The 22,125-nt window shown below is 65.6% G+C and carries 24 protein-coding genes; 8 read left to right on the top strand and 16 right to left on the bottom strand.

Annotation, left to right across the window (positions count from 1 at the left end; genetic code table 11):
* Positions 1-48: 48 nt before the first annotated feature.
* Together ACL58G_RS06555 and ACL58G_RS06550 are read right to left on the bottom strand one after the other, a co-directional pair.
* The gene (locus tag ACL58G_RS06555) at positions 49-987 is read right to left on the bottom strand and encodes a GlxA family transcriptional regulator (protein ID WP_413337078.1); all 939 of its coding nucleotides are present in this window, start codon (positions 985-987) and stop codon (positions 49-51) included.
* A 30-nt stretch (positions 988-1,017) separates the two neighbouring features.
* Positions 1,018-1,935 carry a DMT family transporter gene (locus ACL58G_RS06550; RefSeq protein ID WP_371767380.1) on the bottom strand — a complete coding sequence of 306 codons (918 nt, stop codon included), beginning with the start codon at positions 1,933-1,935 and terminating at the stop codon, positions 1,018-1,020.
* 100 nt (positions 1,936-2,035) lie between these two features.
* Between ACL58G_RS06550 and ACL58G_RS06545 the strand changes: the two genes are divergently transcribed.
* The 5 genes from ACL58G_RS06545 (at position 2,036) to ACL58G_RS06525 (ending at position 5,180) form a co-directional block, all read left to right on the top strand.
* A complete protein-coding gene (locus ACL58G_RS06545; RefSeq protein WP_413337080.1) occupies positions 2,036-2,506 on the top strand; it encodes a MarR family winged helix-turn-helix transcriptional regulator in 471 nt (156 codons plus the stop codon).
* Position 2,507: 1 nt separating this feature from the next.
* Positions 2,508-2,789, top strand: coding sequence for a hypothetical protein (locus ACL58G_RS06540; protein ID WP_056123771.1), 282 nt, complete (start codon positions 2,508-2,510; stop codon positions 2,787-2,789).
* A 29-nt stretch (positions 2,790-2,818) separates the two neighbouring features.
* Positions 2,819-3,655 carry an HDOD domain-containing protein gene (locus tag ACL58G_RS06535; protein WP_440965829.1) on the top strand — a complete coding sequence of 279 codons (837 nt, stop codon included), beginning with the start codon at positions 2,819-2,821 and terminating at the stop codon, positions 3,653-3,655.
* A gap of 202 nt (positions 3,656-3,857) precedes the next feature.
* Positions 3,858-4,376: a porin family protein gene (locus ACL58G_RS06530; RefSeq protein WP_413337082.1), complete on the top strand. Its 519-nt coding sequence runs from the start codon at positions 3,858-3,860 to the stop codon at positions 4,374-4,376.
* Positions 4,377-5,039: 663 nt separating this feature from the next.
* Positions 5,040-5,180: a hypothetical protein gene (locus ACL58G_RS06525; RefSeq protein WP_440968202.1), complete on the top strand. Its 141-nt coding sequence runs from the start codon at positions 5,040-5,042 to the stop codon at positions 5,178-5,180.
* A gap of 184 nt (positions 5,181-5,364) precedes the next feature.
* Here ACL58G_RS06525 and secF read toward each other — a convergent pair whose 3' ends face one another.
* The 5 genes from secF to queA form a co-directional block, all read right to left on the bottom strand.
* The gene (gene secF, locus ACL58G_RS06520) at positions 5,365-6,387 is read right to left on the bottom strand and encodes a protein translocase subunit SecF (protein ID WP_413381419.1); all 1,023 of its coding nucleotides are present in this window, start codon (positions 6,385-6,387) and stop codon (positions 5,365-5,367) included.
* Between the two features lie 12 nt (positions 6,388-6,399).
* A complete protein-coding gene (gene secD, locus ACL58G_RS06515) occupies positions 6,400-8,286 on the bottom strand; it encodes a protein translocase subunit SecD (RefSeq protein WP_440965827.1) in 1,887 nt (628 codons plus the stop codon).
* A gap of 57 nt (positions 8,287-8,343) precedes the next feature.
* Positions 8,344-8,622, bottom strand: coding sequence for a preprotein translocase subunit YajC (gene yajC / locus ACL58G_RS06510; RefSeq protein ID WP_229502203.1), 279 nt, complete (start codon positions 8,620-8,622; stop codon positions 8,344-8,346).
* A 269-nt stretch (positions 8,623-8,891) separates the two neighbouring features.
* Positions 8,892-10,031 (bottom strand): tRNA guanosine(34) transglycosylase Tgt, encoded by a 1,140-nt coding sequence (gene tgt / locus ACL58G_RS06505; RefSeq protein ID WP_440965825.1) that lies wholly within the window; start codon positions 10,029-10,031, stop codon positions 8,892-8,894.
* A 3-nt stretch (positions 10,032-10,034) separates the two neighbouring features.
* Positions 10,035-11,096 (bottom strand): tRNA preQ1(34) S-adenosylmethionine ribosyltransferase-isomerase QueA, encoded by a 1,062-nt coding sequence (gene queA, locus ACL58G_RS06500; protein WP_440965823.1) that lies wholly within the window; start codon positions 11,094-11,096, stop codon positions 10,035-10,037.
* A 253-nt stretch (positions 11,097-11,349) separates the two neighbouring features.
* Here queA and recG point away from each other — a divergent pair, with 253 nt between their 5' ends.
* The gene (gene recG / locus ACL58G_RS06495) at positions 11,350-13,434 is read left to right on the top strand and encodes an ATP-dependent DNA helicase RecG (protein ID WP_413381411.1); all 2,085 of its coding nucleotides are present in this window, start codon (positions 11,350-11,352) and stop codon (positions 13,432-13,434) included.
* Positions 13,435-13,505: 71 nt separating this feature from the next.
* Here recG and ACL58G_RS06490 read toward each other — a convergent pair whose 3' ends face one another.
* Together ACL58G_RS06490 and ACL58G_RS06485 are read right to left on the bottom strand one after the other, a co-directional pair.
* On the bottom strand, positions 13,506-13,766 hold the full coding sequence (locus ACL58G_RS06490) for a hypothetical protein (RefSeq protein WP_160410841.1): 261 nt from the start codon (positions 13,764-13,766) through the stop codon (positions 13,506-13,508).
* Positions 13,767-13,890: 124 nt separating this feature from the next.
* On the bottom strand, positions 13,891-14,571 hold the full coding sequence (locus tag ACL58G_RS06485; RefSeq protein WP_413381409.1) for a DJ-1/PfpI family protein: 681 nt from the start codon (positions 14,569-14,571) through the stop codon (positions 13,891-13,893).
* Positions 14,572-14,658: 87 nt separating this feature from the next.
* On the opposite strand from ACL58G_RS06485, the gene ACL58G_RS06480 reads away from it, so the two are divergent.
* Positions 14,659-15,660: a GlxA family transcriptional regulator gene (locus ACL58G_RS06480; protein ID WP_440965820.1), complete on the top strand. Its 1,002-nt coding sequence runs from the start codon at positions 14,659-14,661 to the stop codon at positions 15,658-15,660.
* A gap of 43 nt (positions 15,661-15,703) precedes the next feature.
* On the opposite strand, the gene ACL58G_RS06475 is transcribed toward ACL58G_RS06480, so the two are convergent.
* From ACL58G_RS06475 to pyrC, 6 genes are all read right to left on the bottom strand, one after another.
* A complete protein-coding gene (locus ACL58G_RS06475) occupies positions 15,704-16,186 on the bottom strand; it encodes a hypothetical protein (RefSeq protein WP_440965819.1) in 483 nt (160 codons plus the stop codon).
* Between the two features lie 412 nt (positions 16,187-16,598).
* Positions 16,599-16,997 (bottom strand): hypothetical protein, encoded by a 399-nt coding sequence (locus tag ACL58G_RS06470; RefSeq protein WP_440965817.1) that lies wholly within the window; start codon positions 16,995-16,997, stop codon positions 16,599-16,601.
* A 141-nt stretch (positions 16,998-17,138) separates the two neighbouring features.
* Entirely contained in the window at positions 17,139-17,513 is a 375-nt protein-coding gene (locus ACL58G_RS06465) for a 50S ribosome-binding protein YggL (protein WP_056123727.1), read from the bottom strand.
* Positions 17,510-18,415, bottom strand: a complete 906-nt coding sequence (locus ACL58G_RS06460) for a Gfo/Idh/MocA family protein (protein WP_440967975.1) — start codon at positions 18,413-18,415, stop codon at positions 17,510-17,512. The genes ACL58G_RS06465 and ACL58G_RS06460 overlap by 4 nt, the downstream gene beginning before the upstream one ends.
* A 104-nt stretch (positions 18,416-18,519) precedes the next feature.
* Complete coding sequence (locus tag ACL58G_RS06455) at positions 18,520-19,335, bottom strand: DUF3025 domain-containing protein (protein WP_413381399.1); 816 nt, start codon at positions 19,333-19,335, stop codon at positions 18,520-18,522.
* Between the two features lie 4 nt (positions 19,336-19,339).
* Positions 19,340-20,389: a dihydroorotase gene (gene pyrC / locus ACL58G_RS06450; protein ID WP_413381397.1), complete on the bottom strand. Its 1,050-nt coding sequence runs from the start codon at positions 20,387-20,389 to the stop codon at positions 19,340-19,342.
* 124 nt (positions 20,390-20,513) lie between these two features.
* Between pyrC and ACL58G_RS06445 the strand changes: the two genes are divergently transcribed.
* A complete protein-coding gene (locus tag ACL58G_RS06445) occupies positions 20,514-21,251 on the top strand; it encodes a sulfite exporter TauE/SafE family protein (RefSeq protein WP_440965815.1) in 738 nt (245 codons plus the stop codon).
* A gap of 110 nt (positions 21,252-21,361) precedes the next feature.
* On the opposite strand, the gene ACL58G_RS06440 is transcribed toward ACL58G_RS06445, so the two are convergent.
* The gene (locus ACL58G_RS06440) at positions 21,362-22,087 is read right to left on the bottom strand and encodes an amino acid ABC transporter ATP-binding protein (protein WP_413381393.1); all 726 of its coding nucleotides are present in this window, start codon (positions 22,085-22,087) and stop codon (positions 21,362-21,364) included.
* Positions 22,088-22,125 lie beyond the last annotated feature (38 nt).

The raw sequence follows: 22,125 nt of genomic DNA, 5'->3' as shown, positions 1-22,125 counted from the left end.
GAGCCCCGATTTTGGAAATTGCCCAAAATCGGGCTCTGACCCCGGTGCTTACTGGCTCAATTTGCGCTGGCGTTCTTCGCGGGGCGTATTGCCGAACAGGGCGCCGAAGGCGGTAGAGAAGTGGGAGCCGGACGAGAAGCCGCACATCAGCCCCACCTGCACGATGGAGTAGTTGGTGTCGCGCAGCAGCTGGCGCGCCCGTTGCAGGCGTAGTTCGAGGTAGTAGCGCGACGGCAGGCTGCCCAGGTATTGCTTGAACAGCCGCTCCAGCTGGCGGCGGGACACGCCCGCCAGTTGGGCAATGTCGTCGGTCGACAGCGGTTCCTCGATGTTCGCTTCCATCAGGGTCACGGCCTCCGTCAGCTTGGGTTGCAGCACGCCGAAGCGGGCCTGCAGGGCGACGCGCTGGCGTTCGTCCGGGCCGCGTACGCGGTCGACGCACAGGATTTCCTTCACCTGCGCCTGGACCGTCGCACCGAACAGCAGGTCGACGAGGGTCAGCGCGAAGTCGATGCTGGCCGCGCCGCCGCAGGACGTCAGGCGCGCGCCGTCGATCTCGTACAGGTGCGGGCTCAGCAGGGCCTGGTCGGCGCGCATGTCGACGTCGGGATACAGCGACCACGGCAACGCGGCGCGCGCACCGTTCAGCGCGCCCGCCTCCGCCAGCCACAGCACGCCCGCGCCGACGCCGCCCCAGCACGGCGCCGCCCGGCAGCGGGAGATCACGGTGCGCAGGTTGGCGGGACGCAGCCCCGCCTCGGCCTCGTCGGCGACGAGCAGCACGAGATGCCAGTGGCGCTGGTCGGCCGCGAATTTGTCGGGGGTGCGCACGTCCACGTGCAGGCGTTCAGGCCCCAGCACCTTGGCCGCCAGGCGCAGCGGCTGCACGAGGCCGGACCACGTCAGCGAATCCGGCTCGCCCGCATGCACGAGCAGCACGCGCAGCGGCGCCTCTAGCGCGAGGCGGGATAATTCAAGTTGCTGCATTAGGAAAATGAGCAGGACAATGAGGGATCATCACTCGGGGGCGAGCGCGGCGGCCGGCCGGCTTTCGGCATTCCATTGACTGACTATCATACCGGAGATCAACAAAGCTGCGCCGAGCCAGCCCCGGCCGCCCATCGCCTCGCCCAGCCAGAAATACGCGAAAAACGCGGCGCCGCCGGGCTCGAACGCATAGATGACGGCCGCCTCGTTGGCGCTCGTGCGCGCCTGGCCCCACGCCTGCATCGAGATGATGGCGGCCGTGCACAGCACGCCGAGATAGGCGAAATTCGGCGAATAGTGAAGCAGCCCGTGACCGATGTAGGCCCAGTAGTTGGCGGCATCGGACGCCACGTCGATGCTGCCCCGCGGCACCTCGCGCGCGAACAACCACAGCGCCGCGCACAGGGCGACGGTACCGATCTGCGCGGCCGTCACGGTCATCAGGCGGACGGCGCGCCGCGTATACACCTCCATGACCTTGATGTAGGCGCCGAACGTGAGCGCGGCCAGCAGCGCGAGCGTGTCGCCGCGGCCCCAGCCGCCCCCGCCATCCCAGCACAGCGCCACGAGCCCCGCGATCGCGAGCAGCAGCGCGATGACGATGCGGCGTTCCGGCAAGCGTCCGCCGAGCAGGCCCAGCAGCGGCACGACGAGCACGTTGAGGCCGCAGATGAAGGCATTGCGGTTCGAGGTCGTCAGCGCGAGACCTTCCACCTGGAACAGGTAGCAGAAGAACAGCAGCAAGCCGAGTATGCCGCCCAGCATCAGGTCCGTGCGGCGTGCGCGCCACAGGAACGGCGACAAGAGCGCCGTCGCGATGGCGAAACGGGTCAAAATGATCCAGACGGGAGAAAAATAAGCCGTCAGTTCCTTCATCGCAGGAAATGTCGTCCCCCACACGAGGACGACGACGACGAGGGCGAGGATGCCGCGCAGATGCTGGGTCATGAAACGTGAAATAAATTCTGGCAAGATTGCTATGGTACCGGACCCGGCCGCAACGACGAAGACTGGGGTCCCCTCCCGCGCTGGCGGCTATAATCGTTTCATGGGTGAACGATATCTGAAGAGTGTGCGCCTGCTGGCCGAGTGCCTGCAAGGGTTCGAGCGCTTCGTCGCCGAACCGGTGCGCCGGCATGGGCTGACGCATCCGCAATTCGACATCATCGCCACCCTCGGCAACACGCCCGGCATGACCTACAAGGAACTGGGCGAGCGGACCCTGATCACGAAGGGGACGCTGACCGGCGTCATCGACCGCCTCGAACAGAAGGGACTCGTGGAACGCGCGCGCAATTGCGACGACAAGCGCTCGTTCCTCGTGCGCCTGACGGCGGACGGGGAGTGCCTGTTCCGCACCGTGTTTCCGGCCGTGGTCGCACACGGCAAGCAGCTGTTCGCCGATTATGGCGACGGCGATTTCGAACAACTTGACCACGCGCTGCGCCGGCTGCGCACCCGGCTCGATGCGCCGGGCCTGGTCACACCGGGCGGGCACGTTCCCGCCGACGAAGGATGATATGAATACAGCACTACTGGAAGGCAAAAAGCCGCCTCATTTCGACAAGCACATCATCGGCAACCTGCTGCTGGACGTGGCATCGCCCGCCGAAGTGCGCGAGGAACCGATGGTGATCGGCGTGCGCAACGATGACGGCGAGATCTACCGCCTGATCGGCGCCGCCACCCTGAACAGCTTCATGAACGCGGTCGAGGAATTGTTCGACCTCGGCCTCGTCGACGAGCTGCAGGACACCGAGGAACCGAAAGACGGCTGCGACGCCATTTTCAGCGAGCCTTGACGAAGTTCCTGGGGGTATAATTTTTTCCCATGGACAGAATCGACGCCTTCAAGAGCATTGCCGCGCAAGCCGGGCGCGGCGACCTCCACTTCCCTACCCACGTCGACGCGACGCTCAAGCTGCAGCGCGCGCTGACCGATCCGGAATGCCACATCGACGAAGCGGCGCGTCTCGTGCAGACGGAGCCGTTGCTGGCCGCCCGCACCGTCGCCATCGCCAACTCGGCCGCCTATAACCGCTTCGGCAACGACGTCACCAACGTCAAGGCGGCCGTGCAGCGCGTCGGCTTCCGCACGCTGGGCGCGCTCGCCGCCGCCGTCATCGTGCGCCAGCTGGCGAGCGAAATCCACGATCCCGAGTTGCGCGCCAAGGCCGATCGACTATGGCTGCACTCGACCCACGTGGCCGCGTTGTCGCAGGTGATCGCGCGGCGCGTGTCGTTCGTCGATCCGGAAACGGCAATGTTCGCCGGCATCGTGCACGAAGTCGGCGGCTTTTATCTGCTGTCGCGCGCGCCCGAGTTCCCGGGCCTGCTCGACGGCGGCGCCGACGAATGGATCGAGCACGGCGAAACCGCCATCGGCCGCGGCGTCCTGCTCAAGCTGGGCGTGCCGGCCCCCGTGATGGGCGCCATCGAGGCGCTGTGGAACGGGATGCGCGCGCTGCCGCCGGAAACGCTGGGCGACACGCTGCTGCTGGCAAACGACCTGTCTCCCGTCGCATCGCCGCTGCTGGAACGCGATACCGGCGTGTCCGGCATCCAGGTGGGCGCCACCATCGACTTCGCCGTCGGCGAAGGCACGCTGAAAACCATCCTCCAGGAATCGGAGGATGAAGTGCACAGCCTGACGGCCGCGCTGGCCTGATTCCCCATTCTCACGTTCACGTCGCCACCGGCCGCTGCATGCGGCCGGTGTCGTTTCGACCATATGTGACTTTTGAGTCACTTACTTTCATCTTGTTACATTCCTTACCGTTTAAGAACTTCTCTTAGGGAAACATGGTGCTATCTTGGCCATATTGCGATTCACGACGAATCGCGAGCCCTAGAACACCAAGGAGTGAACCATGAAGAAACTGCTGCTCGCACTGATCGCCACCTCCGCCGTCGCCGGCGTCGCACAAGCCCAGACCACCACGCCGCACGCCTACGTCGGCATCGGCGCCGCCACCGCGGACAACAAGTCGACCGACGACTACCACACGAACGCCAAGATCTACGGCGGCTATGAATTCGACCAGAACTGGGGCGTCGAAGCCGGCTACACGAACTTCGACAAGCAGGACACTTCCCTCGGCAACGTGAGAGGTTCCGGCACCTATGTCGCCGGCAAGTACAGCATGCCGCTGGGCGAGCGCTTCACCGGCTACGGCAAGCTGGGCGTCTCGTACAACGAGCGCAAGTACAGCAGCAGCACCCTGGGTCAGGTCAACAGCTACGACACCGGCCTGTACGGCGGCGTCGGCGTCGAGTACAAGCTGAACCAGAATCTGGCCCTGAACGCCGAGTACGAACGCTACGGCAAGGACAAAGCATTCGGCGCCAAGGCCGATGTCTACACCGTCGGCCTGAAATACGGTTTCTGATTCCGATTCCCCTCCCCGGACCCGGCAACGGGTCTGCTGCACCGGCGTCGTCCCTGCGCAAGCATGGACGACGTTTTTTTATGGCATCCGGATAAAAAAAATGCCCACTCCGGGGAGTGGGCTAAGTCCAAAACTAGGGATGTCCTGAAAGAGACGAGTCCATCTTAGTGCCCACGGCGCGTGCACTCTGTGCGTGAACTCACATTTGTTAAATATTTTGACTAATTCGTGCCCAAGCGCAAAAAGGACGGGCCACCCGCCTTGGTTGCTACACTGACAATGTAGAGGTAAATTCGGTAGCGTCCAATCTTTGAACCGATATAAGCGCAGCTTTCCTGTTCAACTTCGGTTCTCCATGGAGGCAATAGACGAACAACCCCGGGACAATACCAGCGACTTGACCTACCGCAGCGGTGTAGCGGCCCGCCTGGCGAGCCTGTCGGTGGAAACCCTGCGCGTGTGGGAACGGCGCTACGACCTGTCGGGCACGCGCCGTTCGGCCAGCGGCCAGCGGCCAGCGCCTGTACACGGCGGACCAGGTGCAACGCCTGGGCCTGCTGAAACAACTGGTCGACCGCGGCCATCCCATCGGCCAGCTGGCCCATTTGTCCACGGACGAATTGCGCACGCTGGGCGGCGGCGGCGCGCCGCGCGACGGCGTGCTTGTGCGGCCCATCGACGTCGAGCGCGGTTGCGCAAGTCCGCCTGGATCTGTACCCGTCGACCGGCCAGGCCTGCATGATCCGCGAGGCGGCGCTGGCGCGGCTGACGCGCGCGGAAGGGATCCCGCTGCCGCCGGCCTGATAAAAAAAAACCCGCTCCTTGCGGGAGCGGGTGAAGTCCAAAACTAGGGATGTCCTGAAAGAGACGAGTCCATCTTACGGCCGCCTTGTGTCAGCGCTCTGTGCGCTGTTTCACACATAGTAAAAACAAAAGCCGCCACGGCCAGGCCGGGCGGCTCTTTTTGTACCGAAGACGATGCGCGTACTTACACGACGGCGCCGTCCGTTTCGTCCTTGGCCTTGATCGGCTTGATCAGGTCTTCGCGCTTGACGCCCAGCCACATGGCGATGGCGGCCGCGACGAACACGGACGAGTAGATACCGAACAGGATACCGATGGTCAGCGCGATCGCGAAGTAGTGCAGCGTCTGGCCGCCGAAGAACAGCATCGACAGGACCATCATCTCGGTACAGCCGTGGGTGATGATCGTACGCGAGATCGTGCTCGTGATCGCGTGGTCGATGACCTGGGTCACGGACAGCTTGCGCTCCTTGCGGAAGGTCTCGCGGATCCGGTCGAAGATCACGACCGATTCGTTCACGGAGTAGCCCAGCACGGCCAGCACGGCGGCCAGCACGGTCAGCGAGAATTCCCACTGGAAGAAGGCGAAGAAGCCCAGGATGATGACGACGTCGTGCAGGTTGGCGACGATCGCCGCGACGGCGAACTTCCACTCGAAGCGCACGGCCAGGTAGATCATCACGCCGACGACGACCATGATCAGGGCGTTCAGGCCGTTCTGCGCGAGCTCGTCGCCGACCTGCGGGCCGACGAATTCCACGCGCTGCTGGCTCAGCACTTCCGCGCCGGCCGCGTTGACGCAGCTGGTGCGGGCGACTTTCTCGCCCTTGTCGGTGGTCTGCTCGATCTGCTTCGGCGAGCCGGCTTCGGCCGCGCACAGCGCGTTGAAGACAGTCGCCGACGTGCCCGAACCGGCGACGTCCTTGCGGATCGGCAGGCGCAGCATGACGTCCTGCGCGGTGCCGAAGCTCGTTACTTCCGGCTGCTCGTAACCCAGTTTTTCCAGCGTGTGGCGGATCTTTTCCTGGTCGGCCGCGTGCGGATAGCGCAGCTCCATCACGGTACCGCCCGTGAACTCGACCGAGAAGTGCAGGTGCTTGGTCACCAGGAAGAACACCGCGGCGACGAAGGTCAGCGCCGAGATCACGTTGAAGATCAACGCGTGGCGCATGAACGGGATGTCCCGTTTAATCTTGAAAAATTCCATGGTCTACCCCGGTTATCCTTTCTTGACGGCCGTCTTGGCCGCGGCGGCATCCGCGTTCCACACGGTGCCGATGGCGAGCTTGCCGAGCTTCTTCTTGCGGCCGTACCACAGGTTCACGACGCCGCGCGACAGGAACACGGCCGAGAACATCGACGTCAGGATGCCCAGGCAGTGCACGACGGCGAAGCCGCGCACGGCGCCCGAACCGAACACCAGCAATGCCAGGCCGACGATCAGGGTCGTCACGTTCGAGTCGAGAATGGTCGCCCACGCGTGGCTGAAGCCGGCCGAGATGGCCGACTGCGGTGTATTACCCGCCCGCAGCTCCTCGCGGATGCGCTCGTTGATCAGCACGTTGGCGTCGATCGCCATACCCAGCGCCAGCGCGATTGCCGCGATACCCGGCAGGGTCAGGGTCGCGCCCAGCATCGACAGCAGCGCGAGCAGGAACAGCAGGTTGCACGCGAGCGCGACGACGCTGAAGAAGCCGAACAGCTGGTAATAGATGATCATGAAGATCGCGATGGCCACGAAGCCCCACAGCGTGGAGTGCAGGCCCTTGGCGATGTTCTCGGCGCCCAGCTGCGGACCGACGACGCGTTCCTCGACGAATTCCATCGGGGCCGACAGCGCGCCGGAGCGCAGCAGCAGCGCCAGCTCGGCGGCGGCCTGCGGGCTGGCCATGCCGGTGGTCCGGAAGTGCGAACCCAGCTCGCTCTGGATGGTCGCGACCTGCAGCACGTTGTACTTGCCTTTTTCCTTCAGCAGCGTGGCCATGCGCTTGCCGACGCGGGTGCGGGTCGCTTCACGCATCTTGCGGCCGCCGTCGCTGTTCAGGTCGATGTTGATGGCCGGACGCTGGTTCTCGTCAAAGCCGGCCACGGCACTGGTGATGGAGTCGCCCGTTACGGTGACATCCTTCGACACGACGACCGGCGCGCCCTGGCCTTCGGTGAACAGTTCCGAATTCAGCGGGATCGCAGCGGACAGCTCGGTGCCCGGGGTCACGGTCTCGTCGACCATGCGGAATTCCAGCGTGGCGGTACGGCCGATAATGTCCTTCGCGTGGGCGACGTCCTGCACGCCCGGCAGCTGGACGACGATGCGGTCGCGGCCCTGTTGCTGGATCACGGGCTCGCTCACGCCCAGTTCGTTGATGCGCTTGCCCAGTGCGCTGATGTTCTGCTTGACGCCCTCTTCCACCACGCGTTGCAGTGCTTCCGGCTTCAGGGCCACGATCAGCTTCAGGTCGGTACCGTCGGCGGCTTCGGAGAATGCCAGGTCGGCGTTCTGGGCCAGCGCATTGCGCGCCTGCGTACGGGTGGCTTCGTCGCGGAACTTGATCTCGATGTTGTTGCCGATGCGGTCGATGCCGGCGTGGCGGATGTTCTTGTCGCGCAGCTCGCTGCGGACGCTGGACAGGACGCCCTTGATGCGGGTTTCCTGCACGGCCTTCGCATCCACCTGCAGCAGGAAGTGCACGCCGCCGCGTAGGTCGAGGCCCAGGTTCAGCGGCTTGGCGTTGATGGCCTGCATCCAGGCCGGCGTGTTCTTGACCAGGTTGACGGTGACGATGTAGTCGGGGTCGGCCGGGTCACGGTTCAGGTCGCGCTCCAGCGCGGCCTTGGCCTTGAACTGGATATCGGTGGTCGCGAAGCGCGCACGCACGGTGCTGCTGTCGCCCGAACCTTCCAGCCTCACGGCTTCGGCAGGAATACCGTCACGCTTGAGCGCTTCGGCAACCCGGGCAGCCGTGTCGCTGTTGACCTTGACGGTCGCCTTGGAGGTCGTCACCTGCAGTGCCGGCGAGTCGACGAAATAGTTGGGCGCCGTGTACAGCAGGCCAACGAGTACTGTCACGAGGATCAGTATGTACTTCCAGAGGGGGTAACGATTCATGATGTTCCAGCGTTCAGGATCGGGCGGGAAGCGCGGCGCGCAGGCCGCGCGGCCGGATTACAGGGACTTCAGCGTGCCCTTCGGCAGCAGCGCGGTCACGGCGTTCTTCTGCACGACCACTTCGGTGCCGGCCGACACTTCGACGGTCACGTACGTGTCGGTGACCTTGGTCACGCGGCCCAGCATGCCGCCGACGGTGATGACTTCGTCGCCCTTGGCCAGCGCGTCCATCATGGTTTTCAGTTCTTTCTGGCGCTTCTGCTGCGGACGGATCATGAGGAAGTACATGACCACGAACATCAGGATCAGCGGGGCGAACGTGGTGAGGTTACCCATCAGACCCGGATCGGCTGCACCGGCGGTTTGCGCGTAAGCGTTGGAAATGAACACAAGGACTCCGATTGTATAAGATGAAAAAACAAGCGCTGTATTCTAGCACCGGCAAACTGGCAACAGCCAATTCCCCACGATGTGGGAACTGGCATGCCTAAATGCAAGTCGTTATCGGAAATTTAATTCGTAGCGGGTTGGCGTTGGGTGGGCACCCCGTGCCCACGCGGATGTTCAAATCATGTTGACGTCCGCGTGGGCGGGGGCCGCCCATCCTACACGCCGCGGGCGCGGTCGGCGTTGAACTGCAGGCGGAAGGCGTGGAACCGATCCGCATCGATGGCGTCGCGGATCTCCTGCATGAGGTTCAGGTAGTAATGCAGGTTGTGGATGGTATTCAGGCGCGCGCCCAGGATCTCCTTCGAGCGGTGCAGGTGGTGCAGGTACGCGCGCGAGAAATTCTTGCAGCAGTAGCACGAGCACGACTCGTCCAGCGGAGATTGATCGTCCTTGTAGCGGGCGTTCTTGATCTTGAGGTCGCCGAAGCGGGTGAACAGCCAGCCGTTGCGCGCGTTCCGGGTCGGCATCACGCAGTCGAACATGTCGACGCCGTTCGCGACGCCTTCCACGAGGTCTTCCGGCGTGCCGACGCCCATCAGGTAGTGCGGCTTGTTTTCCGGCAGGCGCGGGCCGACGTGCTGCAGCACGCGCATCATGTCTTCCTTCGGCTCGCCCACCGACAGGCCACCGATGGCCAGGCCCGGGAAATTAATCTCTTCCAGGCCGGCGAGGGATTCGTCGCGCAGGCGCTCGTACATGCCGCCCTGGACGATGCCGAACAGCGCATTCGGGTTCTCGCCCTTGCTGAATTCGTTCATCGAGCGCTGGGCCCAGCGCAGCGACATGCGCATCGACTTGGCCGCTTCCTCGGCGGTGGCCGGGCGGCCGTCGATCTCGTATGGCGTGCACTCGTCGAACTGCATGACGATGTCCGAGTTCAGCGAGCGCTGGATCTGCATCGAGATTTCCGGCGACAGGAACAGGCGCGAGCCGTCGATCGGGGACGCGAACTTCACGCCCTCTTCCGTGATCTTGCGCATCGCGCCCAGCGAAAACACCTGGAAGCCGCCGGAGTCGGTGAGGATCGGCTTGTCCCAGCCCATGAAGCCGTGCAGGCCGCCGAACTTGTCCATGACGTCCGTGCCCGGGCGCAGCCACAGGTGGAAGGTGTTGCCGAGGATGATCTGCGAGCCCACTTCCTTCAGCTCGTTCGGCGCCATTGCCTTGACGGAGCCATAGGTCCCGACGGGCATGAAGATCGGCGTCTCGATGGTGCCGTGGTTCAGTTTTAAACGGCCGCGGCGGGCGTGCGACAGGCCGCTCGTGTCTTTTTTAAGAAGGGTAAATTCGAGCATGGTTCAATTCTTGTTTGCGCGTGAATGCGTCGTCAGCAGCATCGCGTCGCCGTAGCTGAAGAAGCGGTATTCGCAGGCGATCGCGTGCGCGTACGCGGCGCGGATCTCGTCGTAGCCGGCAAAGGCCGAGACGAGCATCATCAGCGTCGACTTGGGCAGGTGGAAGTTCGTGATCAGCCGGGTGACCGTCTTGAACAGGTAACCCGGGGTGATGAACAGGTTGGTGTCGCCGCTGCCGGCCGCAAGGGCGCCCGACTGCGACGCCGACTCCAGCGCGCGCAGCGACGTCGTGCCGACGGCGACGACGTCACGGCCCGCGTCCTGCGCGGCGCGCACGGCGTCGACGGTCTCTTGCGGGATCGTGTACCACTCGCTGTGCATCTTGTGCTCGGCGAGATTTTCCACGCGCACGGGCTGGAACGTGCCGGCGCCCACGTGCAGCGTCACGTACGCGATGCGCACGCCCTTGGCCGCGACCTTGTCGAGCAGCGGCTGGTCGAAGTGCAGGCCGGCGGTCGGCGCGGCGACGGCGCCCGGCGCCGATGAATAGACCGTCTGGTAACGCTGCTCGTCGAAATCGTCGGCGTCATGCTCGATGTACGGCGGCAGCGGCAGGCGGCCGTGGGCCTCGATCAGCTCGAACACGTCGCCGTCGAAGTGCAGCGTGAAGAACTCGCCGGCACGCTCGCCGACGCCGACCTCGAACGCGTCCGCGAGGCGGATGCGCGAGCCGGGCTTCGGCGACTTCGACGCGCGCACCTGCGCGAGCACGGTGCGCGGGTCGAGCACGCGCTCGACGAGTACCTCGACCTGGCCGCCGGTGTCCTTCTGGCCGAAGAAGCGGGCCTTCAGCACCCGGGTGTTGTTCATCACGAGCGTGTCGCCGGCCTGCAATTGGTCGACGATGTCGGAGAATTGACGGTCGGTGATGCGGTCGCCGTCCAGCTGCAGCAGGCGCGACGCGCTGCGGTCGGGCAGCGGCACCTGGGCGATGCGCTCGGGCGGCAGGTCGAAATCGAAGTCGGAGAGAGAGTACGTTTTGCTCATCTGGGAAAAACTGCTCATGGAGCCGCGTGAACCTGAATAGCCTGCTGCGCGTTGCATTGCCGGCCTGCGATGCTCGCTGTACTCCTCGTACAGCTGCGCTTCTCGACCGGCACTGCCGCCGCTCGCGACGGCTCTTCAGGTTCCCTTTACAATATGGGCTACAGCGTGCGGCGAACCCATTATTTTACACCCGGATTCCGGCCGGCGGGCGCAGGCCATAACCGTTATGCCCAAATCCTGATAAGCCGACAACACGCGCCAACGAACCGCCATGCCAGCCACGAATGCCAAACCGGCGGCCAAAGCCGCAGCCAAACAAGCACCGAAAAGCATCGAGAGCAAGCTCGCCAAGCTCGGCCTGCGCACGGACATGGACCTCGTCCTGCACCTGCCGATGCGCTACGAGGACGAGACGCAGATCGTCCCCATCCGCGAAGCCTGCCTGCGCGGCGGCCACGTGTCGCAGGTCGAAGGCGTCGTCACGAAGAACGAAATCGCCTATAAACCGCGGCGCCAGCTGCTGGTGACCATCGCCGACGAGACGTCCGACATCCAGCTGCGCTTCATGAATTTCTACGGCAGCCAGGTGAAACAGCTGGCCGAGGGCACGCGGGTGCGCGCCCGCAGCGAGGTCCGGCATGGCTTCTTCGGCGCCGAGATGGTCCATCCGGTCTACAAGATCGTCAACGAGGGCGCGCCGCTCCCCAACTCCCTCACGCCCGTGTACCCGGCGGGCGAAGGGCTGTCGCAGACGATATTGCGGCGCGCGATCGCGGACGCGATGAAGCGCGTGGACTGGACCGACACCGTGCCGCGTGCCGTGCGCGAGAAGCTGAACCTGGCCGAGTTCCAGCCGGCCGTGCGCCTGCTGCACTACCCGCCGCCGGACGTCGACGAGCACGCGCTGACGGAACGCAGCCACCCCGCGTGGACGCGCGTGAAGTTCGACGAACTGCTCGCGCAGCAGCTGTCGCTGAAACGCGCGCAGCAGGCACGCCGCGAAAAAGGGGCGCCGGTGCTCGGTGCGGTCGGCGCATTGTCGTCGTCGTTCCTGGAAGCCCTGCCGTTCAAGCTGACCAATGCGCAGCAGCGCGTGGTCGAAGAGATCCGCCGCGACCTGCGCGAGGATTACCCGATGCAGCGCCTGCTGCAGGGCGACGTCGGCAGCGGCAAGACCGTCGTCGCGGCGCTCGCGGCCGCACAGGCCATCGACAGCGGCTACCAGGCCGCGCTGATGGCGCCGACGGAGATCCTGGCCGAGCAGCACTTCCGCAAGATCGCCGCATGGATGGAACCGCTGGGCGTGAAGGTCGCGTGGCTGACCGGCAGCCTGAAAAAGAAGGAAAAGACGGCGGCCAGCGAGATGGCGGAATCGGGCGAGGCGCAGCTCGTGATCGGCACGCATGCCCTCATCCAGGACACCGTGCAGTTCGCGAAGCTCGGCCTCGTGCTCGTCGACGAACAGCACCGCTTCGGCGTCGGCCAGCGCCTCACGCTGCGCAACAAGGGGTCGGACGGGCTGGTGCCGCACCAGTTGATGATGTCGGCGACGCCGATCCCGCGCACCTTGGCGATGACGTATTACGCCGACCTGGAAGTCTCCGTCATCGACGAACTGCCGCCCGGTCGCACGCCCATCGTCACGCGCGCCATCGACCAGAACCGGCGCGACGAAGTGATCGAGCGCGTGCACGCGGCCGCGCAGGAAGGCCGGCAGGTGTACTGGGTCTGCCCGCTGATCGAGGAATCGGAAGCGCTGCAGCTGCAAACGGCCACCGAGACGTACGAAACGCTGGCGGAAGCGCTGCCCGACCTCGTCGTCGGGCTCGTGCACGGCCGCATGAAGCCGGCGGAAAAGCAGGTGATCATGGACGCGTTTTCCGCGGGCGAGGTGCACGTGCTCGTGGCGACGACGGTGATCGAGGTGGGCGTGGACGTGCCCAATGCATCGCTGATGGTGATCGAACACGCCGAGCGCTTCGGCCTGTCGCAGCTGCACCAGTTGCGCGGCCGCGTGGGCCGGGGTTCGGCGGCCAGCGTGTGCCTGCTGCTGTATCAGAGCCCGCTGGGGCCCGTGGCGAAACAGCGGTTGATGACGATGCGCGAGACGACGGACGGCTTCGAGATCGCGCGGCGCGACCTGGAAATCCGCGGCCCCGGCGAATTCCTCGGCGCGCGCCAGTCCGGCCAGGCGATGCTGCGCTTCGCGAACCTGGAGACGGACCAGTGGATCGTCGAACAGGCGCGCGACGTGGCGGCGTGGCTGCTGGAGTCGGATCGGCCGGAAGCCGCGGCCATTGTGGATGCGCACCTGCAGCGGTGGCTGGGCGGGCGCGAGGAGTTCTTGAAGGTGTAACGTGGGCACGGGGTGCCCACCCTACGTATCCCGATCGTGGTGTAACGTGGGCACGGGGTGCCCACCATGCATCACTTCGTCGCAGCAGGCGCCGTCGTATCGGCCGCCGCATCCTTCGCGGCTTCCTTGGTCTCGGCCTTCTTCGCGTGCTTGGCCTTCTTCACGTGCTTCGTGGTCTTCTTCGCTTCCTGTTTCTCGTGCGTCGCCTCGGCCTTGGCGACGGCCGGCGGCGTGGCCGAATCCGGCGTGGTCGTCTGGGCCGGAGCCGGGGTCTGGGCGAAAGCAGCGGTGGCGAACAGGCCGGCGATCAGGGTGGCGACGATTTTTTTCATGATGAAGGGTCCTTGGTAGTTTTGGGTTTCTGCGACCACGTTTGCGCGTCGCTTGTGCCTGAAAACGGCCGGGAACACTCCCCTGTTGACGCGATTTACAAATGCTTACGCGCCTGACAATCTCTTACAGCCCAGCCGTTTGCGCCAGCGCCGCCTCGACCCGCGCCAGCCGCGGCGCCACCATCTCGCGGTAGCGCGCCACGAGCTCGGCGCCGGCGCCCTGCGGCGAGCCCGCATCGAACGGCGGCTGCGGGTCGTATTCGAGCGCCAGCTGGATCATGCGCGCGACGTCGTCGCCGGCCAGTTCGGCCGCCAGCGCGAGGCCGAAGTCGATCCCCGCCGTCACGCCGCCGCCCGAGATCCGGTTACGGTCGCGCACGATCCGCTCCGCGACGGGTATGGCGCCGAAGTGCGTCAGGAACGGCAACCAGGTCCAGTGGCATGCGGAGCGGTAGCCGTCGAGCAGGCCGGCCGCGCCCAGCACGAGCGAGCCGTTGCACACGGACGTGACATAGCGCGCCTGCTGTCCCTGACGGCGCAGGAAAGCCAGCGTGTCGGCATCGCCGAACAGGTCTTCGATGCCGAAGCCGCCCGGCACGCACAGCACGTCCAGCTGCGGGCAGTCGGCGAAGGTGGTCGTGGGGTTGATGGTGAAGCCGACGTCGGTCGGCACCGGATCGCGCGTCTTCCACACGAGGTGTACCCGGGCGCCGGGGACGCGGCTCAGGATCTGGGCGGGACCGGTCAGGTCGAGCTGGGTCACGCGCGGGAACAGCAGGAATCCGATGTGCAGGGTGTCAGTCATGGCAGGCTCCGTTGTCGATGGATGGTGACGCCATTCTAGGAACCCGCTAGCATTGGCAGCAATGTCAAACTTGTGTCGATTCCTGCCATGCCATCCGGGCCTTCCAAAGCGCGCCAGGTTGCCCTGATCGCCTTCGACGACGTCCAGGTGCTCGACGTCACCGGCCCCGCCGCCGTGTTCGGCGCGGCCAACGACGCCGCCGTCCACCTCACGGGACGCGCGTTCTATCGCATCCACATCCTGTCGCCGCAGGGCGGCCACGTGACCACGAACTGCGGTCTCGCGGTCGTGACGACGCCGCTGGCCGCCGTGAAGCCGGGCGCGATGGACACGGTGCTGGTCGCCGGCGGCAGCAAGCGCGGCCTGCAGGCGCTCGCGCAGGACCCGGCCGCGCAAGCGTGGCTGCGGCGCGCCTGTGCCCGCGCGCGCCGCTACGGGTCCGTGTGCACGGGCGCGTTCGCGCTGGCCGCGTGCGGCCTGCTGGACGGCAAGCGCGTCGCCACGCATTGGGAAGCGACGGACATCCTCGGGCGCAGGCATCCCGGCGTCGACGTCGATGCGAATGCGCTGTACGTGGAGGACGGCCGCGTGTGGACGTCGGCCGGCGTCACCACCGGCATCGACATGTGCCTGGCGCTCGTCGCGCGCGACCTGGGCGACGCCGTCGCCAACGCCATCGCGCGCCGGCTCGTGCTGTATGCGCGCCGGCCCGGCTACCAGTCGCAGTTCAGCACCGTGCTGGCGGCGCAGGAAAAGGCGGACAGCCCGTTCGCGGACCTCGTCGACTGGATCCGCACGCACCTGGACCAAGAACTCGACGTGGCCAGCCTGGCGGCGCGCGCGGGCATGTCGCCGCGCACGTTCCACCGCCGCTTCACGGACGCGCTGGGCGAGACGCCGGCGCGCTTCGTCGAGACGCTGCGCCTCGACCACGCGCGCACGCTGCTGCAGACGTCGATGGCGCTGAAGACGGTGGCCGCGCAGGCGGGCTACGCGGCGGCGGGCCAGTTGTCGAAGGCGTTCGCGCGCCGCTTCGGCGTGAGTCCGGGGCTATTCCGTGCGATGCACGCGGAACAGGGGGCGGAATAAAAAAAGCCCGCATCGCGCGGGCTTCGTGAAGATGCTCGTAGAGTTACTGGGTGACCGGTGCGGCGGGTGCGGCTTCCGGTGCCGGGGTCGCCGGCGTTTCAGGATCAGCCGGGGTGGCCGGAGTGGCCGGCGTAGCCGGGGTCGCCGAGGAATCCGACGTGCCCGCGGTACCCGAGCTGCCCATGGCGGCCGGAGCGGCCGGGGTGGCTGGAGTCGCTGCATCGGCCGGTGCCGGTGCCGTCGTGGCGGCCGTTTCTTCTTTCACGGCATGCTTCGTCTTGGCTTTCGCATGCTTGGCGCTGGCTTTTGCTTCTTTGGCATGGGTCTTTGCCGTCTTCGCATCGGCGTGCGCTTCCTTCACGTCGGCTTGCGCTGCCTTGGCTTCGGCCGGCGCTGCCTTCGTCTCCGTCTTCGTTGCCTTCACATCGGCGTTGTTGACCAGCACTGCTTGCTTGGGAGCAGGCGCCTGGGCGAAAGCTGCGGTGGCGAACAGGCCGGCGATCAGGGTAACGATGGTTTTTTTCATGATGAAGGGTCCTTTCGGTTGTCGGTCAATGTGCACATCGTTGTGTGTGACTTATCCCATCAACGAGCCCGTCTGTCCGTGTGTTGACGAACTTTACAATCGGTTACGTGCCTGACAGATGCTTACAGGGTGTGCAACGATTATTGCTTATCGGCGCCGCCTGCCATATCGGGATAGGGGCCCGCCATGCGGGTCCGCACCAGGCGGTTGGAACAGTTGAGGTCGCAGTGCCGAACCGCGCACCAGGCCCGCTTTCATCGGCTTCCGACCCGGTCGCCCTCACGCAGTTGCGCTTCACTTCGCTCGCTGTGGTCAGCTTGCGGCGGGACTTTCACCCACAAGAGTGCGCCCATGCTGGGCGCACAACAAAAAAGCCCGCATCGCGCGGGCTTTGTGACGGCGTAAAGAACGCTTATTTGGCAGCGGCGACGGTCGTTGCCTTGTGTTCAGCCTTTTCCGCCTTCAGTTCAGCCTTGTGCTCGGCCTTTGCATGCTTGGCATCGGCTTTCGCTTCCTTCACGTCGGCCTTGGCTTCGTTCTTGACTTCCTTGGCGTCAAGCTTGGCCTCTTTGACGTCGGCTTTGGCATCAAGCTTGGCTTCCTTCACGTTGGCCTTGGCTTCCTTCTTGGCTTCCTTGACGTCGGCTTTCGCGGCGGCTTTCGTTTCCTTCACTTCAGCCTTGGCGGCCTGCTTCTCCTGCTTGGCTTCGACCTTGGCCGCGGCCGGCGTGGTAGCGGCAGGCGCGGGCGCCTGGGCGAAGGCAGCGGTTGCGAACAGGCCGGCGATCAGGGTAGCAATGGTCTTTTTCATGATGAAGGGTCCTCGGAGTTTTTGGGGTTCGGTGCAGGTCGTTTTGCGCTGCACTTGTCCCTAAAACGGCGCGGCCTACCCGCCTGTTGACGGGCTTTACAATCCGTTACCGCGCTGACAGATCCTTACAACTCGACCGTATTAAAAGCCGTAACCGTGCCACGCGTCCTTGAAGTCCTTGGCGCGCGCGTCGACGACTTCCGGCCGCGCACGCAGCCACGCGATCACGGCTTCGCGGTCTTCTTCCGACGGCGAGCCGCGCTCGATGCGGGCAATGACGCCTTCCGTCTCGCTGAACGGCTCGCGGCCGCCGAAGCCGCCGCCCAGCAGGCCCCGTTCTTCCAGCGCGCCGAAGAAGTCGTTGATGAAGTCGTGATACGGCTCGCCGCGCATCGGGTTGTGGAAGACGAGTTCGACGTCGAAGCAGTGTTCCTGGAATTCGCCGACGCGCAGCTTCTTGCGCTGGCGCGGCTTCAGGCGCCGCATGCGGCTGGTCGAACGAGGGTCGCGTTTCATGCATTCTCCTTGGGTGGTGTGCCGCTCATCTGTGTCGAATCGGCGTCATAGGTCAGGCCGATCTGGCGCCGGATCTCGTCCATCACGCCCATCAGCGCCAGCGTGTCCGCATGTGTCATGCCGGGACTCTCAATCAGGCCCGCGCGCCAGCAGCGCTGCGCCTCGATCACTTCGTGCACGTAGCCGTTGCCGATGTACGGCGTGGGCACGGTGCGCGCGATGCCGTCGGCGCGCACCACCGTCACCGTCTGCGTGCGGTAGAACATCGTGTTCATGCGGACGTGGCCACGTTCGCCGGCAATCGTCAGCTCGCTCGGCAGGCGCGCCCGCAGCGAGCAGCTGCACACGGACAGGCCGCCGCCGCTGTGGCGCAGCAGGATGCCCGTCTGCTCGTCGACACCGGTCGGGCCGATGTCGGCATGGGCCAGCACGGTGTCCACGGGACCCAGCAGCGCCACGGCGATCGACAGCGGATAGATGCCCAGGTCGAGCAGCGCGCCGCCGCCCAGCACCGGGTTGAACAAACGGTGTTCCGGGCCGAATTCGGCCTTGAAGCCGAGGTCCGCGTTCACCTGGCGCACGGTGCCGATCTCGCCCGAGTCGACGATGCGGCGCACCTCGGCCAGCGCGGGCAGGAAGCGCGTCCACATCGCCTCCATCAGGAACAGGTTTTTCTCGCGCGCGAGTTGCACGAGTTCCTCGGCCTGCCGGCGATTCACCGTGAACGCCTTTTCGCACAGGACGCCCTTGCCGGCTTCCAGTGCCAAACGCACGTTCTCGTAATGCATGGGGTGCGGCGTGCCGACGTAGACGAGATCCACGTCGGGCGCATGCACGAGGTCTTCGTACGATGCGTACGCCGTGCCGCCGAACTCGCGGGTGAACCATTCGGCGCTGGCCAGGTTGCGCGAGCCGACGCCGGCGAGCCGCGCGTTCTGGCGTGTCTTTCAATGCGGAGGCAAAGGCCTTGGCAATCTTGCCCGTGCCAAGGATGCCCCAACGTACCTTATCGGTCATGGTGTCCTCCTTCGGTGGTGCTGGCCGGCCTTTTGGGCCGGAACACGGTGTGGTCGAGATAAAAGGCTTCGTCCTGGTCCGGCCACCAGCCCGGCACGCCCAGCACGGGCAGCGGGGTGAAGCCGGCCGTGGACAGGCCCTCGGCCGCTATCGCCTTGGACACCGCGCCATCGATCCAGTCGCGGCGTCCCTCGCGGTCGAGCGCAAAAAAATCGTCGCAGGCGAACACGACGCGCACATGGGCCGTGATCGCCTTGCGCGGCGCGACGAGCTTTTCCATCAGCGCGTGGCCGAACAGCCACAGTTCGGCATCGCGTCCGAACAAGTCGCGCTTGTCGAACAGGGCCGAGCGCCATCGATGCGCACGCAGGTCGGCGACGAGCGCGTGGCCGGCAGCATCGTCGCGCACGACGAGCAGCGCGGCATTCTCATCAAAAATGGTGGCGGCGTCGCGCGCCGGTCCGCGCGATTTGCCGACGCCCGCCTGCGCGATCTGCGCGGCCTGCAGCGCGTTCAGTTCCCGCTTGATGCGCGGAAAGGTCTGCCACACGAGGCCGTTGAAAAAATCGTGCAGGTTCGCGCGCGTGGGCACGCACCCCGTGGCGCCGATGAAGGCTTCGTACGCCACGCCCTCCGGCAGGTCGGCCTGGGGCACGAAGCGGATCGGCTGGCCGTCCACGTTGACGAGGCCGAGCCGCGCCGCGTTCGCGTTGAAACCATCGATGAACGGCCCGGCGGACAGACTGTCGAAGGCGGGACGCACCGTGTCGTACCACGGCCGCGCCCAGTCGATCTCGGGGAACATCCCGTTACAGCATCTTCCAGCCGATCTGTTCGCCCGCGTTCAGCGGGACGAGTTCCTGCTCGCCCATCGGCACCGTCGCCGGCAGGCTCCACGCCTCGCGCTTCAGGGTGATCGTACCCTCGTTCACCGGCAGGCCGTAGAAGGCCGGGCCGTTCAGGCTCGCGAACGCTTCCAGTTTATCCAGCGCGCCGGCCTGTTCGAAGGCGGTGGCGTACAGCTCCATCGCGTGCAGCGCCGTGTAGCAGCCGGCGCAGCCGCAGCTGGCTTCCTTCGTGTGGATGGCGTGCGGCGCGGAGTCGGTGCCGAGGAAGAAGCGTTCGTCGCCGCTCGTCGCCGCCGTCACCAGCGCCAGGCGGTGTTCCTCGCGCTTCAGCACGGGCAGGCAGTAGTAGTGCGGGCGGATGCCGCCCTTGAAGATCTCGTTGCGGTTGTACAGCAGGTGGTGCGCCGTGATCGTCGCGGCGATCGGGCCTTCGGCCTCGGCCACGTACTCGGCCGCGTCCTTCGTCGTGATGTGCTCGAACACGATCGGCAGTTCCGGGAAGTCGCGGCGCAGCGGACGCATCACGCGCTCGATGAACACGGCTTCGCGGTCGAACAGGTCGATGTGCTGGTCCGTGACTTCGCCGTGCGTCAGCAGCGGCATGTCCAGTTCCTGCATCACTTCCAGCGTTTTATAGCACTTGCGCAGATCGGTCACGCCGGCGGCGGAATTCGTCGTGGCGCCGGCCGGGTACAGTTTCACACCGTGGATGAAGCCGGTGTCGCGCGCGCGGCGGATCTCGTCCGGTTCCGTGTTGTCAGTCAGATACAACGTCATCAGCGGCTCGAAGCTCATGCCTTGCGGCAGCGCGGCGAGGATGCGCGCGCGGTATTCGGCAGCCAGCGCGGCCGTCGTGACGGGCGGCTTCAGGTTCGGCATAACGATGGCGCGGGCGAACTGGCGCGCGCTGTGCGGCAGCACGCTGGCCATGGCCGCGCCGTCGCGCAGGTGCAGGTGCCAGTCGTCGGGGCGGGTGATGGTGAGGGTGTCGGGGGATTCGATGATGGACATGGCGGCTCTCGGATTGCGAACCCCGACATTTTACTAGGAGGTCAAGTTGCCGGCACGCGTTGTTTGCTACGCACGATACATTGCAATACAGAATGAAATCACCCGTTAGGGCTAAAATCGTGGCATGACGTTCGATCTGCTCACGCTCGCCCAGCTGGCGCTCATCATCGTGTTCGGTTACACGGTGCTGGGGCTGACCGGGTTCGGCTCGTCCGTGACGGCGATGCCGCTGCTCGTGCTGTTCATGCCGCTGCGCATGGCGGTGCCGCTGATGCTCATCTTCGACTTTGTCTCGAATGTGTTGCTGGGCGTGAAGAACCGCCGCCACATCGACAAGCGCGAAGCGCTGCGCCTCATCCCGTTCATGGCGGTCGGGATGGCCGTCGGCGTGCTCGCGCTCGTGCGTGCGCCCGAGCGCACCTTGCTGGTCGTGCTCGGCCTGTTCATCCTGGGCTATTCGGCCTGGAGCCTGTTCGCGCGCCGCAAGCTGCCGCCGTTTGCGCCCGCGTGGGCAGTGCCGTTCGGCGTCGTGGGCGGCATCTTCACGGCGCTGTTCGGCACCGGCGGGCCGTTCTACACGATCTTCCTCACGAGCCGCCTGGACGACAAGCTGGCCCTGCGCGCCACCCTCAGCGGCGTGCTGTTCTTCAGCGCCATCTCGCGCCTCGTGCTGTTTACAGGCGCGGGCCTGTACAGCCAGCCGGCGCTGCCGCTGCTGGCCATCGTGCTGCTGCCGTTCGCGCTCGGCGGGCTGTATGTCGGCAACCGGTTGCACCAGTGGCTGCCGGCGGAGCGGATCAAGCAGGCGGTGTGGGTCGTGCTGATCACCGGTGGGGTGAATTTGGTGCTACGGAACCTGTGATTCGTCATCCCCGGGCTAGGCGCCCCCCTTGGCGGGAATCCAGGTTCGTCGCACTGCCGGGCTGCATGAGAAACCGGGCCCCCGCCTGCTCGGGGGCGGCGGTCTTGGGGCTAGTGGATAATCCGCGCCAAAAATTCTCTCGCCCGTGCCGACTGCGGCGCCTCGAAGAACGCCTCGCCGGCGCTGTCCTCGACGATCCGCCCCTCGTCCATGAACACGACACGGTCCGCGACGCGGCGCGCAAATCCCATCTCGTGCGTCACGACCATCATCGTCATGCCCTCCTGCGCCAGGCCAGTCATCACGTCCAGCACTTCGCCCACCATTTCCGGATCGAGCGCGGACGTGGGCTCGTCGAACAGCATCGCGACGGGGTCCATCGCGAGCGCCCGCGCGATCGCCACGCGCTGTTGCTGGCCGCCCGAGAGCTGGGCCGGGAATTTGTCCTGGTGCGCCAGCAGGCCCACGCGGTCCAGGTATGTCAAACCGTTGGCCGCCGCCTCGTCGCGCGACCGATCGAGTACCTTGACCTGCGCGAGCGTCAGGTTGTCGCGGACGGACAGGTGCGGGAACAGCTCGAAATTCTGGAACACCATGCCGATGCGCGCGCGCAGCGCCGGCAGGCGCGTGGCCGGGTCGCCGACGGACGTGCCGTCCACCCTGATCGTCCCCTGCTGGAAGGGTTCGAGGCCGTTGACGGTCTTGATGAGCGTCGACTTGCCGGAACCGGACGGCCCGCACACGACCACCACGTCGCCGCGCGCGACGCGTGTCGTGCAGTCGCGCAGAACCTGGACAGGGCCGTACCACTTGCTGACGTTGTCGATTTCTATCATTTGTTTTCGTCGGATTTAGGTTTGCTTGACAGTACCAT

It is taken from the genome of Massilia sp. GER05 (assembly GCF_052056005.1).
Taxonomy (GTDB): Bacteria; Pseudomonadota; Gammaproteobacteria; order Burkholderiales; family Burkholderiaceae_D; genus Telluria; species Telluria orientalis.
Note: the sequence above shows the minus strand (reverse complement) of the source record. Positions and strands in the feature narration are given on the sequence as shown.

Bases quoted from the DNA above. Each gene is read 5' to 3' on its own strand.
- ACL58G_RS06465 (WP_056123727.1), bottom strand. From the start codon at position 17,513: ATGAAACGCGACCCTCGTTCGACCAGCCGCATGCGGCGCCTGAAGCCG.
- ACL58G_RS06545 (WP_413337080.1), top strand. From the start codon at position 2,036: ATGGGTGAACGATATCTGAAGAGTGTGCGCCTGCTGGCCGAGTGCCTG.
- ACL58G_RS06540 (WP_056123771.1), top strand. From the start codon at position 2,508: ATGAATACAGCACTACTGGAAGGCAAAAAGCCGCCTCATTTCGACAAG.
- ACL58G_RS06490 (WP_160410841.1), bottom strand. From the start codon at position 13,766: ATGAAAAAAATCGTCGCCACCCTGATCGCCGGCCTGTTCGCCACCGCT.
- secF (WP_413381419.1), bottom strand. From the start codon at position 6,387: ATGGAATTTTTCAAGATTAAACGGGACATCCCGTTCATGCGCCACGCG.
- queA (WP_440965823.1), bottom strand. From the start codon at position 11,096: ATGAGCAGTTTTTCCCAGATGAGCAAAACGTACTCTCTCTCCGACTTC.
- recG (WP_413381411.1), top strand. From the start codon at position 11,350: ATGCCAGCCACGAATGCCAAACCGGCGGCCAAAGCCGCAGCCAAACAA.
- ACL58G_RS06445 (WP_440965815.1), top strand. From the start codon at position 20,514: ATGACGTTCGATCTGCTCACGCTCGCCCAGCTGGCGCTCATCATCGTG.
- ACL58G_RS06535 (WP_440965829.1), top strand. From the start codon at position 2,819: ATGGACAGAATCGACGCCTTCAAGAGCATTGCCGCGCAAGCCGGGCGC.
- ACL58G_RS06470 (WP_440965817.1), bottom strand. From the start codon at position 16,997: ATGAAAAAGACCATTGCTACCCTGATCGCCGGCCTGTTCGCAACCGCT.
- ACL58G_RS06475 (WP_440965819.1), bottom strand. From the start codon at position 16,186: ATGAAAAAAACCATCGTTACCCTGATCGCCGGCCTGTTCGCCACCGCA.
- ACL58G_RS06440 (WP_413381393.1), bottom strand. From the start codon at position 22,087: ATGATAGAAATCGACAACGTCAGCAAGTGGTACGGCCCTGTCCAGGTT.
- ACL58G_RS06455 (WP_413381399.1), bottom strand. From the start codon at position 19,335: ATGTTCCCCGAGATCGACTGGGCGCGGCCGTGGTACGACACGGTGCGT.
- pyrC (WP_413381397.1), bottom strand. From the start codon at position 20,389: ATGTCCATCATCGAATCCCCCGACACCCTCACCATCACCCGCCCCGAC.
- secD (WP_440965827.1), bottom strand. From the start codon at position 8,286: ATGAATCGTTACCCCCTCTGGAAGTACATACTGATCCTCGTGACAGTA.
- ACL58G_RS06555 (WP_413337078.1), bottom strand. From the start codon at position 987: ATGCAGCAACTTGAATTATCCCGCCTCGCGCTAGAGGCGCCGCTGCGC.
- yajC (WP_229502203.1), bottom strand. From the start codon at position 8,622: ATGGGTAACCTCACCACGTTCGCCCCGCTGATCCTGATGTTCGTGGTC.
- ACL58G_RS06550 (WP_371767380.1), bottom strand. From the start codon at position 1,935: ATGACCCAGCATCTGCGCGGCATCCTCGCCCTCGTCGTCGTCGTCCTC.
- tgt (WP_440965825.1), bottom strand. From the start codon at position 10,031: ATGCTCGAATTTACCCTTCTTAAAAAAGACACGAGCGGCCTGTCGCAC.
- ACL58G_RS06480 (WP_440965820.1), top strand. From the start codon at position 14,659: ATGCCATCCGGGCCTTCCAAAGCGCGCCAGGTTGCCCTGATCGCCTTC.
- ACL58G_RS06485 (WP_413381409.1), bottom strand. From the start codon at position 14,571: ATGACTGACACCCTGCACATCGGATTCCTGCTGTTCCCGCGCGTGACC.
- ACL58G_RS06530 (WP_413337082.1), top strand. From the start codon at position 3,858: ATGAAGAAACTGCTGCTCGCACTGATCGCCACCTCCGCCGTCGCCGGC.